Below are 14,974 nucleotides of genomic sequence, written 5' to 3' on the forward strand. Positions count from 1 at the left end.
CCCCCTCATGGACTTGGTGGTTTGATTTAGGCCTCACAGGCCAAAATTGACTGAATTTGCGCGACCATATCGCGGTGATGGCTGAAGGTTGCAGCGCGCTCCATCTCGGCCAAGCGGCCATGATTATAGCCCTCCGTATAAAGCAGAAACGGCACGCCTGCCGATTTGGCAGTCAGCGCATCGGTCATGCTATCGCCCACATAGATCACAGGCGAAACCCCAAGCGCCGCGACCACGGCCTGCAGAGGGGCGGGGTCTGGTTTACGCTGCGACAGACTATCGCCCGCGATAACATGATCGAAATAGCCACCCAGATCGAAATGCGCCAAAACCGATTGCGTGGGCAGCAGCGGTTTATTGGTGCACAGGCCCAAACGATGCCCCGCCGCGCGCAAATCATCAAGCGCGGCCACTGCGCCCTCATAAATTACGGTGTGATCATGCGCCTCGACATAGACCTGTTGAAATCGGCGGTGGCGCGCCTCGAACCCCGCCTCAGGCAGGTTGCGCAACTTTGACATCCGCTCGACAAAGACGCGCGCGCCATTGCCGATAAATGACTTTGTCTCTTCAAGACTGATGGGGGCGGCCCCCTCCTCGGCCAAGACGGTATTGGCGGTGGCGCAAATATCAGGCGCCGCATCAATCAGCGTGCCGTCTAGGTCGAAAATGATCGCGGCCATTTGCCCATGCCCTTTTGTCGTGCGTCTTGCCCCTCTATCGCAGTGCGAAACGGGCTTGCCAAGGGCGGCTCGGTGATTTGCCTCGTGACAGAGCAGGGAAACGGGCCTAAGCATAAGGGGTCCAAAGGGTTACGGGACATATGGCCAAAGCACAAACATCACAGGCGCACCCCGCGTCTGAGCAGAATTTTGACATCGTCATCATTGCCCAAGCGGGGCGGTGGCAATATGAGGCGGCACTGTTTGCGCTGTCTTTGCGCGCCTATTCCCCCCGTTTTTCAGGCAAGCTTTATGTGGCCGAACCGCAGCCCGGGCCGCTTTGGCCCAAAGACCCGCGCATCAATGACCCTCAGGTCAAGGGTTTGTTGCGCGATTTAGGGGCGGAGATCTTACCGTTTGAAAACCGTCATTTTGGTGCGCCCTACCCCTACGGCAATAAGATCGAAGCGTTAAGCGCAATGCCCGATGGGCGGCCTTTCCTCTTCTTTGACAGTGATACTTTGATCACGGACGAGGTGCGCGATGTGCCTCTTGATTTCAGCCGCCCCTCTGCCTCGCTGCGGGTCAGCGGCACTTGGCCTGAACTGCCCCTTTACGGGCCCGATTATGCGGGCATTTGGGGGGCGCTCTATGGGCTGTTTGGGCTTGATATGGCGACAGCCGTCAATCCCGCATATCCGCCTGACTGTTGGCGCCATTACCCCTATTTCAATGCGGGATTTTTCTATTATCACTCAGCCCCCCAATTCGGGGCGCGGTTTGCAGAATATGCCTGCACAATCCGCGACCGCGATTTGCCTGAACTTGCCTGTCAATCGCTTGATCCGTGGCTGGATCAAGTGGCGCTTCCCTTGGTTATTCACTCCTTCGGCGGGGGGGCAGAGGCCCTGCCACAAGGATATCTTGATGGCAGCCATTCCTGCCATTACCGCTTAATCCCATTGCTATATGCGCGGGAAAGCGATGCCGTGGTAGAGGCCTTAGAGGCGATCACAGCGCCCCAGAAATACAAAAAGGTTCTCAAGGCATATGCCCCCTTCAAGCGGCTGATTTATCAGGGAAAAGGGCGTGAGGCGCGGGCCTTGTTCGATCAAAAAAACCTGCCCCGAAAGGAGCAGGTTATTCGAAACAGACTGCGCAATGCAGGCTATTGGATGCGCTAGACCTTAACCTGCCGAGGAGGCGGCCTCATCTTTTTTGCGATCGGCATAGATCATCAGGGGCTGAACGTCTGACGTCACGGCCTCATCATTGACCACAACCTCCAACACGCCTTCCGCGCCTGGCAATTCAAACATGGTATCGAGCAGGATATCTTCCATGATTGACCGCAGGCCGCGTGCGCCCGTCTTACGCTCAATCGCACGCTTAGCAATCGCACTCAGGGCGTCATCGGTGAATTTCAGCTTCACATCTTCCAGTTCAAAAAGACGCTGATACTGTTTCACAAGCGCGTTTTTCGGTTCGGTCAAAATCGTGACCAAAGCCGCCTCATCAAGATCGGTCAGCGTTGCGATCACGGGCAAACGGCCCACAAATTCGGGGATCAGGCCGAATTTCAACAGATCTTCTGGCTCAAGTTCCTTGAACATTTCACCGACACCGCGGCTGTCATTGTCTTTGACATCGGCGCCAAAACCGATGGCCGACCCTTTGCCACGCTGCGCGATGATTTTTTCAAGACCCGCAAAAGCGCCGCCGCAGATGAACAAGATATTGGTCGTGTCGACCTGCAAAAATTCCTGCTGCGGGTGTTTACGCCCCCCTTGTGGCGGAACGCTTGCAACCGTGCCTTCCATGATTTTCAGAAGGGCCTGCTGCACCCCCTCGCCCGAAACATCACGGGTGATGGAGGGATTGTCAGATTTGCGCGTGATCTTATCGACCTCGTCAATATAGACGATGCCGCGTTGCGCACGATCCACGTTATATTCAGAGGCCTGCAATAGCTTAAGAATGATGTTTTCGACATCCTCACCCACATAACCCGCTTCGGTCAGGGTGGTTGCATCAGCCATCGTGAACGGCACGTCCAAGATCCGCGCCAAGGTTTGCGCAAGAAGGGTTTTGCCGCAGCCAGTCGGGCCGATCAGCAAGATATTGGACTTCGCCAATTCAATCTCGGATTTATCCGAATGGTTTAGGCGTTTGTAGTGATTGTGAACCGCAACAGACAGCACGCGCTTTGCATGCTCTTGGCCGATCACATAGTCATCGAGAACCGCGCAAATGTCGCGCGGGCTTGGCACGCCGTCAGTGGATTTCAAGCTTGAGGATTTCGTCTCCTCCCGAATGATATCCATACAAAGCTCAACGCATTCATCGCAAATGAACACTGTCGGGCCTGCAATAAGCTTGCGAACCTCGTGTTGGCTTTTGCCGCAAAACGAGCAGTAAAGCGTATTTTTCGAGTCGCCACTGGCGGAATCTGCCATCTCAATCACCTTCGAACGGTTCGGCAGGAACGGCCCCTGCCGCAAACTATCTGCGCCTGTTTCATCTTTGGCTCATAGCGTAGAACAGCAAAACCGCCACCACAACGCCAAATTGCATCAGGCGAGGTCATATCTGCCCCGCCCGTGCCATTCTTACTTTTCTTCCAGGGCTGCGCGGCTTTCCACGATCTGGTCAATCAGACCCCAAGCCTTGGCTTGTTCGGCATCCATGAAATTGTCGCGCTCAAGCGCCTCGACCACTTTTTCGAATTTCTGGCCAGTATGTTTGACATAGATCTGGTTCAAGCGATCTTTCAGCTTTTGCGTCTCTTGTGCATGGATCATGATATCGGTCGCCTGACCCTGATACCCGCCTGAGGGCTGGTGCACCATGATGCGGCTATTGGGCAGAGAAAAGCGCATGCCCGCCTCACCTGCGGTTAGCAAAAGCGACCCCATCGAGGCCGCCTGCCCCACCACCAAAGTCGAGACCTTTGGTTTGATGTATTGCATGGTGTCATAGATCGACAGGCCAGATGTCACCACGCCACCAGGGCTATTGATATACATCGAAATCTCTTTTGAAGGGTTTTCGGCCTCAAGGTGCAAAAGCTGCGCCACGATTAGGCTCGACATGCCGTCATGGATTGGGCCAGAGATGAAAATGATCCGTTCCTTCAGCAGGCGCGAGAAAATGTCATAGGCCCGCTCCCCGCGCGAGGTTTGCTCGACCACCATAGGCACAAGCGTGTTCATGTAGGTATCAATCGGATCTTTCATGGTGCATCCTCAACTGGGGTTAATTGCTGTTTTGGCGCTGTATCATCGAAGTGTTACCAAGAGTCTTAGTCTTGCAGGACAGGGGCTGCAAGGGTGGCACGCTTGACTTGTTGCCATATTCGCGCAATGCCGCAGACAAGATTTACGGGGAAATATCACAATGGCCAGACCTAGCGCGACCACGCTCGAATCCGAATGCACCGCAGAAGAGCGCACACTTTTGATGGAAACCTTGAAAAATTCTGCATTTTCAGGGGCGCATTTGGAAATTGGCACCGCGGCGGGCGGCACATTGAAAGAGATGATGGGGCAATACGCGCCCGATGCCCGCCCAGATTTTTTTGTGATTGATCCGCTGACCTATTACCCCGATCAAGAAAATATCATCACCCGCAACCTGATATCGGCGGGGATTGACCCCAATCTGGTCACCTTTTGGAAAGGTGTGACCCAAGATTTCATCGATCCTGCTCGCGCATCAGGGCAGATGTTTGATTTCGTTTTCATTGATGGTGACCATCGCCACTATTACGTCACTGTGGATTTGCAATGGGCCGATTGCGTCACCAAAGGTGGCGTTATTGCCCTGCATGATCACGGCGCGGCATTTCCTGGCGTGGGATGGGCGATTGACACATTCCTCGCCCATAACCCGGATTTCAAAATTGAGGCACGCGCAGGCAGCCTGACGATCTTGCGCCGCATTGCGGTCACCAAGCGCCCCGCTGTCACCGCCGCCGATTTGCGCCATGCGCGGCGCGTGCATCTGATGTTCCGTTGGAAGCGCAGCCTCAAAAAGCGGCTTGGCCTACGCTAGGCCATTAGCCCTTGCAGCCCGAAATACCTGTAGCCAAATCCTGCAAAAGCGCGGGGTAGAAATCGACACCCGTGGGGATATGCCCGCCATATGGGTCAATCACTGCGATTGAGACAGGGGCCGCATCGGCCACGGCGCTGAGGATATCTGGGTCAAATTGCGGCTCCGCAAACAGGCATTCGACCCCCTGCTCGGCCACAATCGTGCGAATTTCAGACAGGCGCGCCGCCGAAGGGGCGCTTGCATCTGACAGGCTAATGGCCCCTTGCGCGGAAATATCAAACGCATCTTCAAAATACTGATAAGCATCGTGGAACACGATGAAGGCGGGCGGCGGCGTTGCCGCAAAATCCGCCTCGATTTGATCCGCGAGATCTTCCACCTGCCGCGCGGCGTTTTCGGCATTTCTGAGATATGTCTGTGCATGGTCGGGGTCTGCCGCCGCCAATTCCTCGGCAATCGCGGTCAGCCACAGGGCGGCATTGTCAGGATCAAGCCACGCATGGGGATCAATCGCGCCATCGTGGGCATGGTCTTCGTGACCCTCATCTTCGTGATCGTCATGCCCGTGGTCGTCATGCCCGTGGTCGTCATGATCATCGTGACCTTGGTCATCATGGCCGTGATCATCGTGATCATCGTGGCGATGCGCCTCAAAACGCACATCTTCGCGAATGGGCAGGAGATCCGTCTGCGGCACCGACAAAAGCGCCATCTCCTTACCCGCCCCTGCAAGATCAGCAATCGCCCCCGACAAGGCGGGTGACAGGCCAGCCCCAATCCAGATCACCAAATCAGCCTCTTGCAGCGCGCGCGCCTGCGAGGGGCGCAAGGCAAAGTGATGCGGACTTGTGGCTTGGTCGATCAACAAATCAGGTACACCGACCCCCGCCATGACCTGTGCCACAAGCGAATGCACGGGGGCGATATCTGTTACAACCCTCGGCACCTCTGCGACCGCCGCAGACGGCGTTGCCGCTGAAAAGGCGCAAATCACACCTGTGCCAAGTAAGAATCTCATAGACATCCGCGCACCCTCATGATTAGAACAGGGTCAGAGTTAGTAGATATGTTATAACATATCAATACCGAAAATCGGCAATATGAAAGGTTATGCGCGCCAATGTCGCAAAACCAATTCCACGACCACGACCATCAAGGGTGCATCGCCTCGGCGCTTGCCGCCGCCGAGGCACGATGCGCCGCCGAAGGCCTGCGCCTGACGGCGCAGCGTAAACGTGTCTTGGAAATCCTACTTGAGGAGCATCGCGCCCTTGGGGCCTATGATATTCTGGCGCGCCTATCGGCTGAGGGGCAGAATGCCCAACCCCCTGTGGCCTATCGCGCGCTCGATTTTCTGGTCAGCCATGGCTTCGCGCATCGCATTGAGCGCCTCAATGCCTATATCGCTTGCACCCTGCCCAATGAGGGGGCGCATATGCCTGCCTTCATGATTTGTCGCAACTGCGATATGGTTGCAGAAACGGGCAGGCCTGAGGCCGAATTGGGGCTGGTGAGCGAGGCAAAAAATTTGGGCTTCGCGGTTGAACGCAGTTCGGTCGAATTGGAAGGGCTCTGCCCCGCCTGCCGCGAGGCACGGCCATGAACGCACCTAGAAAACGGCCCCTGATCCAAACCCAAAATCTGCGCCTGAGCCAAGCGGGGCGCGTGGTGTTGGATCATGTGAATTTTGAAATTGCCCTTGGTGAAATCGTTACAATCGTGGGGCCGAACGGATCGGGGAAAACCTCGCTATTGCGCGCCTTGATTGGGGCGTTGCAGCCTGAGCGGGGCATAATCACAAGGGCCGAGAATTTGCGGATCGGCTATGTGCCGCAAAAGCTGCATATTGACCGCAGCCTGCCTGTGACTGTGGCGCGGTTTTTGTCGATGCCGCGCCGTCACAGCCCTGCGGAAATTGCAACCGCCTTGCATCAAGCGGGTTTGCCCGATTTGGGCGCGCGGCAGATGACCGAATTGTCAGGGGGGCAATTTCAGCGTGTCCTTTTGGCCCGCGCCATTCTTGACCGCCCAACATTGCTGATTTTGGACGAAGCCACACAAGGGCTGGATCAACCGGGATCTGCCGCCTTCTACACCCAAATCGAAGATCTGCGGCGCGAGGTGGGTTGTGCGGTTTTGATGGTCAGCCATGAATTGCACGTTGTGATGAGTGCCTCGGATCGGGTGATTTGCCTCAACGGGCATATCTGCTGCGAAGGCCGCCCCGAAACAGTTGCAAGCGCGCCTGAATATCGCGCGCTTTTTGGAACGGGCACGCATGGGGCATTGGCCCTGTATCGGCATGAACATAGCCACAGCCATGATCACGATCACGGCCATGCGCACAGCCACGACCACAGCCCCGAAAAGGTGCAATGATGCTTGATGATTTCATGATCCGCGCCGCCCTTGCGGGGGTCGGGGTCGCTGTGGTTGCGGGTGTTTTGGGCTGTTTTCTGGTTTGGCGGCGCATGGCCTATTTTGGTGATGCCACGGCCCATGCCGCGCTGTTGGGGGTTGCCATCTCGCTTGCGTTGAACCTGTCGATTTTCACAGGGGTTCTGGTGATCTGCCTGATCGTGGCCTTGATGGTGACAAGCCTATCAGAACGCTCACTCGGCCTTGACAGCTTGCTTGGCACCTTCGCCCATGCGGCGCTTGCTATTGGCCTAGTGGCCGTAAGCCTGACCAAAGGGGTGCGTGCTGATTTATCGGCCTATCTTTTTGGTGACATTCTGGCGGTTAGTCGTGCTGATTTGGCGGTGATCTGGCTTGGTGCGGCGGTGGTTTTGGTGCTGATCCTCAGCCGTTGGCAGGCGCTGTTGACTGTGACGCTGTCGCCTGAATTGGCCCATGCCAGTGGCATTGCGCCACGGCGTGAGAATATGTTGCTGACCCTTGCCCTTGCCATCAGCGTGGCTGTGGCCATCAAGGTGGTGGGGGCGCTGTTGATCATTGCATTGATGCTCATTCCCGCTTCAGCGGCACGGCCCTTGGCCCGCAACCCAGAAGGGATGGCCATTTTGGCCTCGCTGATTGGGGTGGCATCGGTTGCGCTTGGACTTTGGGGATCATTCGCCTATGACACCCCCACAGGGCCAAGCATTGTCTGTGCGGCCGCCCTGTTCTTTGCGCTTTCTGCCCTTATTGGGCGGGTGCGCATGGGTTGAACCTTGCCGCGCTTCGCGGCAATGTCGACCATATGTTTTTTGCTTTGGAGGACGTAACGATGCCAGATGGTCACAGCGCAAAATCAGGCCCTGCTCTCGCGGCTTTTGAGTGGGCCGATCCCTTTCATCTGGCAGCGCAGCTTGCGCCTGAGGAAGTGATGATTTCCGAAAGCGCCGAGGCCTTTGCCCAAGACCACCTCGCCCCCCGCGTCACCGAAGCTTATTTGAACGAAACCACTGCGCCTGAACTATTTCCCATGATGGGAGAAATGGGCCTTTTGGGCGTAACTGTGCCCGAAACCTATGGCGGCATTGGCGCAAGCTATGTCAGCTATGGCTTAATCGCCCGCGCAGTCGAGCGGGTCGATTCTGGATATCGTTCGATGATGTCCGTGCAATCAAGCCTCGTGATCTACCCGATCCATGCTTACGGGTCAGAGGCACAAAAACAAAAATATTTGCCCAAACTGATCAGCGGCGCGCTTATTGGCTGCTTTGGTTTGACCGAGCCCGAAGCGGGCTCTGACCCCGCAGGGATGAAAACCACAGCCACGAAAACCGCAGATGGCTATGTGTTGAACGGCGCAAAGATGTGGATTTCCAACGCACCTATCGCGGATGTCTTTATCGTTTGGGCAAAATCGGAGGCCCATGGCGGCAAGATCCGCGGCTTCATCCTTGAGAAAGGGATGAAGGGCCTGTCTGCGCCCAAGATTGAGGGCAAACTTTCCTTGCGGGCTTCGGTCACGGGCGAGATCGTGATGGATCAGGTTGCCGTGCCAGAAGATGCGCTTTTGCCAAATGTCGAGGGGCTGAAGGGGCCGTTTGGCTGCCTCAACCGCGCGCGCTATGGCATTGCGTGGGGGGTGATGGGTGCCGCCGAAGATTGCTGGCATCGCGCCCGCCAATATGGGCTCGACCGCCGCCAATTCGACCGCCCTCTTGCGCAAACACAGCTGTTTCAGAAAAAGTTGGCCGATATGCAGACGGAAATCGCGCTTGGCCTGCAAGGGGCTTTGCGTGCAGGTCGCATGATGGATGAGGGCAGCTGTGCGCCCGAATTGATCAGCCTGATCAAACGCAACAATTGCGGCAAAGCCTTGGCCGTGGCGCGCGATGCACGGGATATGCATGGCGGCAATGGGATCATGGCTGAGTATCATGTGATGCGGCACGCGCAAAACCTTGAGACGGTCAACACCTACGAAGGCACACATGACGTGCATGCCCTGATTTTGGGGCGCGCGCAAACAGGGCTTCAGGCGTTTTTCTAATCACAAAGGGGCGCGCCGATGCAGGCGTCTGGGGCTTTTGGATCAAAGGGCAATCTGTGGCACAGCACCGCGCGCGAGCAGGTGACAGCCGACAGCGCAGACGCTTTACCAAGCGCGGTTGATCTCTTGATCATCGGGGGCGGCTTCACGGGCCTTTCTGCGGCATTAGAGGCCGCCCGCATGGGCGCCAAGGTCGCGCTTCTTGAGGCGCAAGAGATCGGCCATGGCGGATCGGGGCGCAATGTGGGCCTTGTGAATGCAGGGCTGTGGTTGCCGCCGCAGGAGATCATCAAAACCCTCGGCGTCAATGCGGGTGAAGCGCTGATTGATACGCTTGGCGCGGCCCCTGCCCGTGTTTTTGACCTGATCGCGCGCGAGAATATCGCCTGCGAAGCCACGCGGAACGGCACCTTGCACCTTGCCCATAACGCGGCGGGATTGGATGATCTGAAAACCCGCCATCGCCAAGGCAACCAATATGGCGCGCCCTTGCAGCTGCTTGATGCCGAGGAAACTGCCGCGCGCACGGGCAGCCCTAACTTTTCAGGCGCGCTGTTTGATCCGCGTGCTGGCACGATTCAACCTTTGGCTTACGCACGCGGGCTTGCCCGCGCGGCCCAAGCGGCAGGGGCACTGATCTTTGCCCCCCTCACAGTTGAAGATTTAACCCATCAGGGCCGCGCTTGGGTGGCGCGCGCCGCAGGGCGCGAGATCACCGCGCAATCCGCATTGATTGCCACCAATGCCTATCACATGGCGGGATTTTCCAGTTACAGGCCCAGCTTCATCCCCGTTTATTATAGCCAATTTGCGACAACACCCCTGCCGCAGAGCTTGCGCGCCGAAATTCTAGCGGGCGGTGAAGGGGCGTGGGACACGGCAATGGTCATGAGTTCCTTTCGCATGGATGCGACAGGGCGCCTGATCTTGGGCGCGATTGGCAATGTTGAAGGGCGGCTTGGGGGCGGCACGCATCACGCATGGGCAGCGCGCAAATTGGCGCAAACCTTCCCGCAACTGGCAGGGCAAGGCTTTAGCCATATCTGGCAAGGGCGTATCGCCATGACTGGCGACCATATTCCCAAAGTCTTGGAGATCGGACCAAATGGTGCGGCTGTGTTTGGATATTCAGGGCGCGGGATAGGCCCTGGAACCGTATTTGGCACAGTGGCCGCGCAGGCCCTTTTGCAACAAAACCGCAACCTCTGGCCGATGCCACCATTGCAAAAATCGGTAACGGGATTTGGTCAATTGCGCGCGGCCTATTACGAATTAGGGGCAGCATTGAGCCACGCCATACAAAACAGGTGAGCACGCCGCGCTCAACCCTAGGTTTTGCAGGCACAGAATCGATAGTGGCAAATGCAAAGAACCCTAGGTAAAAACCGCGCGAACTAAAAAAATTTCCAGAAAAAAGTTTTTTTAAATCAAACTCTTGTGAGAAATTTGCTAAAATTATCTTGAAATTATATATATCTTTTATAGTTGGTTAGGGCATCTTAAGAGCAGGGATCGAGAGATCGATATGCTCGGCTATCGAAAGATATATGCTAATGTTGGATGACCTTAAAACGGCTGATGCTGCGAACATTCCCTTGGCCACATCGTCAGGGCCCGCTTTGGGTGCATCGAGACGCCATCCTGCAAACCTATCAAATGCGACAGGACATAGCCACGCGCAAAGGCCTGACGTGGCCAATCGCGCTAACGCCACGGGCTGTTCCTATCCTTTTAAGCGCGTTATGGACATTGGTTTAGTCACCCTTTCCCTGCCCGTAACTGCACCTGTTATTGCCGCTTTATGGCTGGTTGTCCGCCTTGATGGGGGAGCGGGGTTTTACCGCCAAAAACGCCTATGCGCGGATGGCAGCACCTTTGACTGCCTCAAGCTGCGCACGATGGTGCCAGATGCGGAGGCGCGACTGCAAGACGCGATAACCGCAGACCCTGTTCTACGGCGCGAATGGGTCTTGCACCAAAAGCTGAAAACTGACCCTCGGATCACATGGGTTGGGCGATTTTTGCGGCGATCCTCGCTTGATGAATTGCCACAGCTGTTCAATGTGCTGAAGGGGGAAATGAGCCTTGTCGGCCCCCGCCCCATGATGCCAGAACAGGCCCCGCTCTACCCTGGCCCGATTTACTTTGGTCGCACCCCGGGGATCACGGGCCTATGGCAGGTCACCGCGCGTCATATGACCAGCTTTGCGGCCCGCGCCCATTATGATCGTATCTATGCGCGCACGGCCTCGCTCAAGACCGATATGCTGTTGTTGCTGCGCACTGTCCGCGCGGTGGTCAAAGGCACAGGCGTTTAAGCCCGTGGCGCAAGACCAATCCCAACCAATGTGAGCAACAGAAACACATTTGCGGGCATCTCCAGCCCAAAATCCCCCAAGGAATGAAGGCCAACCGCAAGCATTGCGAAAAGGGCAGCAATCGCCAAGGGTGCATCGCGACCTCGTGCATGAACGCGGCGGACCAATACCATTGCCGCCCAGAAGAACAGCGCGATTGGCACCGTTCCAATGATAAGCCCAAGCTCTAACCAAAGCGACAGATAGGTTGCATGGGCGCGATCCCATATCTGCTCGCCTGCACCTGTCCCGCCATGGATCAACTCATAAGCAGGGCGGAAGGTTTCGAACCCATACCCCGTTAAAGGGCGCAGTAAGATCAAATCCCATATCCGACCCCACGCGGCCATGCGCACATCGCCTGCTATGCTCAAATCGAACAAGCGTAAAATCCCCTCTTTGCCATAAAGCAGGGCCATGGCACCGCCCCCCAAGGCGATTAGGCCTAGGCTGCCCAACACGATGCGCCAAGCCGACAGGCCCCGCTGCGCGAGACACACCCCGATGCAAAGCAGGCAGGCAAGAAGAGCACAGGCCACACCTAGGCGCGATCCCGTGGCAAATAACGCCGCAAAAATGATCACAAGACCCAAGGCATAAAGTCCATTGGTAACATTCCCATGGCTGAGCAGTGTAGACCTATGCGATGATTGATTGGCCGCGGGCACTATTAACAAAGTGACCCCAATCACGGCCCCCATAGCAAGGAAACTGGCGAAGGAATTGCGGTTGATGAACACCCCCGTTGCAAACCCTTGATAGGTGGTCTTTGCCTCCCCCCAAACGGTGATATCCCCCAAGACATTCAGCGCCAAAAGCCCCCAAAGCGCATGGGCGGACACACCCCAAAACAGGATTTGCAGCATTAATCGCCCACGCGACACGCGGCGCGCGGCCTCAAGCACCAATGCCATCCAAAGGCCGTAAAAGGCGAACCGCACCGATGCAGAACGTCCCGCATCTGGCATCAGCGAAAGCGTGGACGGTTGCAGATCGGGCGACAGCAGACTGCCCCAACCTTGGCCTTGTGGCAGCGCAATGGATTGCACTATGGCCCAGATCGGCACAAGCGCGGCGCAGGCAAAAGCAGGCCAAAGCTTGCGCGCGGCAAGCGTGCGATTGGGGGCTACGCGCCACAAATTGGCAAAGTAGATCATCGCGACAAGGCCAATCATTGTGGAAAACCCTGCCCATAGAAGCGGACGGTTCAGGCCGATGAATACCGTGGAGAAAATCACGCCAAGGCTAAGGGTCAGCGCCAATGCGCGGTTGAGCTTATTTGTATCGCTGCGCATCATAGGCGCCGCCTGATCTGCGCCACGATCTGCGCCTGCAGATCGGGGGCAAGGGTTGCGAAAACCGCGCTCATCTCTGCCCGCTTGCCCGCATCGGCTTGCAGATAAAGCGCGGCAAGGAAATCGCGGCCAAGATCCGCCTTGGCCAATTGCGCGATATCCGCGCCAATCATTTCCGAAAGCGCCGCGCGCCCCGCGCCATCGAAGGCGAGGCGCAGACGGCGCGCCGCCATCCACAGAAGCGCGCCCCCCGTTTCATGCGCGGCCATTAAGCTATTATGGGGATCTTGGCCCTGTTCGGCCAAGGCCTGTGCGCGCACGAGATGCGCCAAAGACAGGCTTGGTGCATCGAGCAAGATATACTCGGCCAAGGATTGGCAAGCGGCCCCTACAGCGGCGCGCGTCTGGGGCGGCTGAAGCGGCTGAAACCTATCAGACATCACCGCATCGCACCGTGAAAGCAGCCGATATCGGCTTTCAACCGTACGGGGCAGATGGCCAAGGATTTGTGCGGGATCAAGGCGCAGCGCAGTGTTGGATATCGCCGCTTGCCGTTGCGCACGCCACTCATCGCGAGCAAGGGCACCTGCTGCAAAGGTCAGACCCGCTAAAACAATGAATCCGATCACCCAACGCACTGGAAAAGGTATCCTTAATTAATCTCAATGAATTTCAAGAGCCGCAAAAGCGCCTGTTTCAACGTTAGGCCCCCAACAGGCGCGATTACTCACCTTTATATGGTTATTTATATTTGACTATTATATGTAAATATATATCTATCTTCAGTGAATTCACATGATCGCCTGTAAATGGAGAAATCGTCTGATGCCCTCTTTTTCTAACCTTTTGCGCGCTACGGTCATCGCCTCAGCGGTGGCCGTAACACCGCTCCATGCACAAGAAGCCGTTGATGTCGATGCTCTGATCACTGAGGTTGAGGCGGGATGTGCAGCCGATTCTGGCAGCTGTGCGGCCATCATGCGCACCGCCCTGACCCGCTTGCGCGCTGCGGGCGTGACCCTGCCACCCGCAACATTGAACGCGCAGATCGCCGCCGTGGTGACACGTGTTGCGGCGGTTGCCCTCAACCTACCCGTGGCACAACGCGCGGGCATCTCCGCTGCGGTGCGCGTGGCAGCCGATCCTGAGGTTGGCTTCACAGGCGCGGCAGAAGAAATCGCCACACAATTGGCGGCGGTCGAGGCTGTGGCCAGCTCCATTGAGGCGGGCGGCGATGTTCCACCCGAGATTGTCGCACAGTTGGGCAGTGCCGCCTAAGGGCGCCGCGCGCAAAGGACGGAAAACATTGTTGAACGGCCTGATTGCCACGGCTCGCGGGCTGTTCGATAGTCCCTCTGGTATCGAACGAGAAGCGGTTTTCGCCCCCAATTACCTTTCTCCCTGTGCGGGGGGGCTGTATGTGGTGGGCGATGTTCACGGATGTTTCGCGCTTTACCACCAAATCGAAACCGTGATCGCGGCAGAGGTAGCGCAAGGCAAGGCCCCTGCGACCCTCGTTCTCTTAGGCGATATGGTGGATCGCGGCCCTGATACGGCAAAGATGCTGGATCATTTGCTTCAAGCGCCCCCATCAGGGCTGTCGCGCCTTTGCCTGCGCGGCAATCACGAAGAGATGATGCGGCGCTTTCTCAATGACCCAAACGAAGACGCTGCTTGGTTGGAATTCGGGGGCGCGGCCACCCTCACCTCTTATGGCATCACACCTGAACTCTGGCACAGCACAAGGCGGACAAGACGGCGCTTGCTGCTTGAGGCACATATCCCTCAATACCATTTCGATTTTTTGGAAAATTTGCCGCATTCGGCCCAACACGGGACAGTCTTTCTTTCCCATGCGGGGCTGAACCCCGATGCGGCGCCCGATGCACAGACGGCCTATGATCTTTTGTGGTCGCGCAGCACAGCTGACCGCACTCATATGCCATGCGGGATCAGCCATGTCATCCACGGCCACATTCCACAATCAATCATCGACTGCTCCAAACCCATGATTGGCCTTGACACAGGCGCTTATGCCACGGGCGTTCTGAGCGCCTTGGCCATTTCCGCGACAGGTCGCGCGCGCCTGATCCAGACCGCCGCTGATCGGCACAGCCCCATCATCACAGACGTAGCGAGTTTTTCAGCCCAATGACGCAT

Annotated in this window: 16 protein-coding genes; 10 read left to right on the plus strand and 6 right to left on the minus strand. The window is 56.9% G+C overall.

The annotated features are described in order from the left end of the window. Positions 1–26: 26 nt before the first annotated feature. A complete protein-coding gene (gene gph, locus RYZ18_RS04895) occupies positions 27–683 on the minus strand; it encodes a phosphoglycolate phosphatase (protein WP_317655250.1) in 657 nt (218 codons plus the stop codon). Positions 684–823: 140 nt separating this feature from the next. On the opposite strand from gph, the gene RYZ18_RS04900 reads away from it, so the two are divergent. Further along, positions 824–1,846, plus strand: a complete 1,023-nt coding sequence (locus tag RYZ18_RS04900) for a hypothetical protein (RefSeq protein WP_317655251.1) — start codon at positions 824–826, stop codon at positions 1,844–1,846. Positions 1,847–1,849: 3 nt separating this feature from the next. Here RYZ18_RS04900 and clpX read toward each other — a convergent pair whose 3' ends face one another. Both clpX and RYZ18_RS04910 read right to left on the minus strand, forming a co-directional pair. After that, positions 1,850–3,118 carry an ATP-dependent Clp protease ATP-binding subunit ClpX gene (gene clpX, locus RYZ18_RS04905; RefSeq protein ID WP_317655252.1) on the minus strand — a complete coding sequence of 423 codons (1,269 nt, stop codon included), beginning with the start codon at positions 3,116–3,118 and terminating at the stop codon, positions 1,850–1,852. Positions 3,119–3,271: 153 nt separating this feature from the next. After that, positions 3,272–3,898 (minus strand): ATP-dependent Clp protease proteolytic subunit, encoded by a 627-nt coding sequence (locus RYZ18_RS04910; RefSeq protein WP_317655253.1) that lies wholly within the window; start codon positions 3,896–3,898, stop codon positions 3,272–3,274. Positions 3,899–4,058: 160 nt separating this feature from the next. Between RYZ18_RS04910 and RYZ18_RS04915 the strand changes: the two genes are divergently transcribed. Continuing rightward, complete coding sequence (locus RYZ18_RS04915) at positions 4,059–4,715, plus strand: class I SAM-dependent methyltransferase (protein ID WP_317655254.1); 657 nt, start codon at positions 4,059–4,061, stop codon at positions 4,713–4,715. Positions 4,716–4,719: 4 nt separating this feature from the next. Here the strand turns inward: RYZ18_RS04915 and RYZ18_RS04920 are convergent, their stop codons facing one another. Continuing rightward, positions 4,720–5,742, minus strand: a complete 1,023-nt coding sequence (locus RYZ18_RS04920) for a zinc ABC transporter substrate-binding protein (protein WP_317655255.1) — start codon at positions 5,740–5,742, stop codon at positions 4,720–4,722. Between the two features lie 96 nt (positions 5,743–5,838). On the opposite strand from RYZ18_RS04920, the gene RYZ18_RS04925 reads away from it, so the two are divergent. The 6 genes from RYZ18_RS04925 (at position 5,839) to RYZ18_RS04950 (ending at position 11,480) form a co-directional block, all read left to right on the plus strand. Further along, on the plus strand, positions 5,839–6,321 hold the full coding sequence (locus tag RYZ18_RS04925; RefSeq protein ID WP_317655256.1) for a Fur family transcriptional regulator: 483 nt from the start codon (positions 5,839–5,841) through the stop codon (positions 6,319–6,321). Next, positions 6,318–7,097, plus strand: a complete 780-nt coding sequence (locus RYZ18_RS04930) for a metal ABC transporter ATP-binding protein (RefSeq protein WP_317655257.1) — start codon at positions 6,318–6,320, stop codon at positions 7,095–7,097. The genes RYZ18_RS04925 and RYZ18_RS04930 overlap by 4 nt, the downstream gene beginning before the upstream one ends. After that, on the plus strand, positions 7,097–7,888 hold the full coding sequence (locus RYZ18_RS04935) for a metal ABC transporter permease (RefSeq protein WP_317655258.1): 792 nt from the start codon (positions 7,097–7,099) through the stop codon (positions 7,886–7,888). The genes RYZ18_RS04930 and RYZ18_RS04935 overlap by 1 nt, the downstream gene beginning before the upstream one ends. A 59-nt stretch (positions 7,889–7,947) precedes the next feature. Continuing rightward, positions 7,948–9,162, plus strand: a complete 1,215-nt coding sequence (locus tag RYZ18_RS04940; protein ID WP_317655824.1) for an acyl-CoA dehydrogenase — start codon at positions 7,948–7,950, stop codon at positions 9,160–9,162. Between the two features lie 18 nt (positions 9,163–9,180). Then, positions 9,181–10,473 (plus strand): NAD(P)/FAD-dependent oxidoreductase, encoded by a 1,293-nt coding sequence (locus RYZ18_RS04945; protein WP_317655259.1) that lies wholly within the window; start codon positions 9,181–9,183, stop codon positions 10,471–10,473. Between the two features lie 242 nt (positions 10,474–10,715). Then, positions 10,716–11,480, plus strand: coding sequence for a sugar transferase (locus RYZ18_RS04950; RefSeq protein WP_317655261.1), 765 nt, complete (start codon positions 10,716–10,718; stop codon positions 11,478–11,480). Here RYZ18_RS04950 and RYZ18_RS04955 read toward each other — a convergent pair. Next, a complete protein-coding gene (locus RYZ18_RS04955; protein WP_317655262.1) occupies positions 11,477–12,817 on the minus strand; it encodes an O-antigen ligase family protein in 1,341 nt (446 codons plus the stop codon). The genes RYZ18_RS04950 and RYZ18_RS04955 overlap by 4 nt on opposite strands. Next, the gene (locus RYZ18_RS04960) at positions 12,814–13,452 is read right to left on the minus strand and encodes a hypothetical protein (protein WP_317655263.1); all 639 of its coding nucleotides are present in this window, start codon (positions 13,450–13,452) and stop codon (positions 12,814–12,816) included. The genes RYZ18_RS04955 and RYZ18_RS04960 overlap by 4 nt, the downstream gene beginning before the upstream one ends. Positions 13,453–13,639: 187 nt before the next feature. On the opposite strand from RYZ18_RS04960, the gene RYZ18_RS04965 reads away from it, so the two are divergent. After that, on the plus strand, positions 13,640–14,092 hold the full coding sequence (locus tag RYZ18_RS04965; RefSeq protein ID WP_317655264.1) for a hypothetical protein: 453 nt from the start codon (positions 13,640–13,642) through the stop codon (positions 14,090–14,092). Then, positions 14,049–14,969, plus strand: coding sequence for a metallophosphoesterase (locus tag RYZ18_RS04970; RefSeq protein ID WP_317655266.1), 921 nt, complete (start codon positions 14,049–14,051; stop codon positions 14,967–14,969). Before RYZ18_RS04965 ends, RYZ18_RS04970 begins: the two co-directional genes overlap by 44 nt. Positions 14,970–14,974: the final 5 nt, after the last annotated feature.

This window comes from Roseovarius sp. 10 (genome assembly GCF_033100315.1).
Lineage (GTDB): Bacteria > Pseudomonadota > Alphaproteobacteria > Rhodobacterales > Rhodobacteraceae > M30B80.

Excerpts from the sequence above, each read along its gene's own strand:
- gph (WP_317655250.1), bottom strand. The coding sequence starts at position 683 with ATGGCCGCGATCATTTTCGACCTAGACGGCACGCTGATTGATGCGGCG.
- RYZ18_RS04945 (WP_317655259.1), top strand. The coding sequence starts at position 9,181 with ATGCAGGCGTCTGGGGCTTTTGGATCAAAGGGCAATCTGTGGCACAGC.
- RYZ18_RS04965 (WP_317655264.1), top strand. The coding sequence starts at position 13,640 with ATGCCCTCTTTTTCTAACCTTTTGCGCGCTACGGTCATCGCCTCAGCG.
- RYZ18_RS04940 (WP_317655824.1), top strand. The coding sequence starts at position 7,948 with ATGCCAGATGGTCACAGCGCAAAATCAGGCCCTGCTCTCGCGGCTTTT.
- RYZ18_RS04900 (WP_317655251.1), top strand. The coding sequence starts at position 824 with ATGGCCAAAGCACAAACATCACAGGCGCACCCCGCGTCTGAGCAGAAT.
- RYZ18_RS04970 (WP_317655266.1), top strand. The coding sequence starts at position 14,049 with ATGTTCCACCCGAGATTGTCGCACAGTTGGGCAGTGCCGCCTAAGGGC.
- RYZ18_RS04910 (WP_317655253.1), bottom strand. The coding sequence starts at position 3,898 with ATGAAAGATCCGATTGATACCTACATGAACACGCTTGTGCCTATGGTG.
- RYZ18_RS04920 (WP_317655255.1), bottom strand. The coding sequence starts at position 5,742 with ATGTCTATGAGATTCTTACTTGGCACAGGTGTGATTTGCGCCTTTTCA.
- RYZ18_RS04950 (WP_317655261.1), top strand. The coding sequence starts at position 10,716 with ATGTTGGATGACCTTAAAACGGCTGATGCTGCGAACATTCCCTTGGCC.
- RYZ18_RS04930 (WP_317655257.1), top strand. The coding sequence starts at position 6,318 with ATGAACGCACCTAGAAAACGGCCCCTGATCCAAACCCAAAATCTGCGC.
- clpX (WP_317655252.1), bottom strand. The coding sequence starts at position 3,118 with ATGGCAGATTCCGCCAGTGGCGACTCGAAAAATACGCTTTACTGCTCG.
- RYZ18_RS04955 (WP_317655262.1), bottom strand. The coding sequence starts at position 12,817 with ATGATGCGCAGCGATACAAATAAGCTCAACCGCGCATTGGCGCTGACC.
- RYZ18_RS04925 (WP_317655256.1), top strand. The coding sequence starts at position 5,839 with ATGTCGCAAAACCAATTCCACGACCACGACCATCAAGGGTGCATCGCC.
- RYZ18_RS04935 (WP_317655258.1), top strand. The coding sequence starts at position 7,097 with ATGCTTGATGATTTCATGATCCGCGCCGCCCTTGCGGGGGTCGGGGTC.
- RYZ18_RS04915 (WP_317655254.1), top strand. The coding sequence starts at position 4,059 with ATGGCCAGACCTAGCGCGACCACGCTCGAATCCGAATGCACCGCAGAA.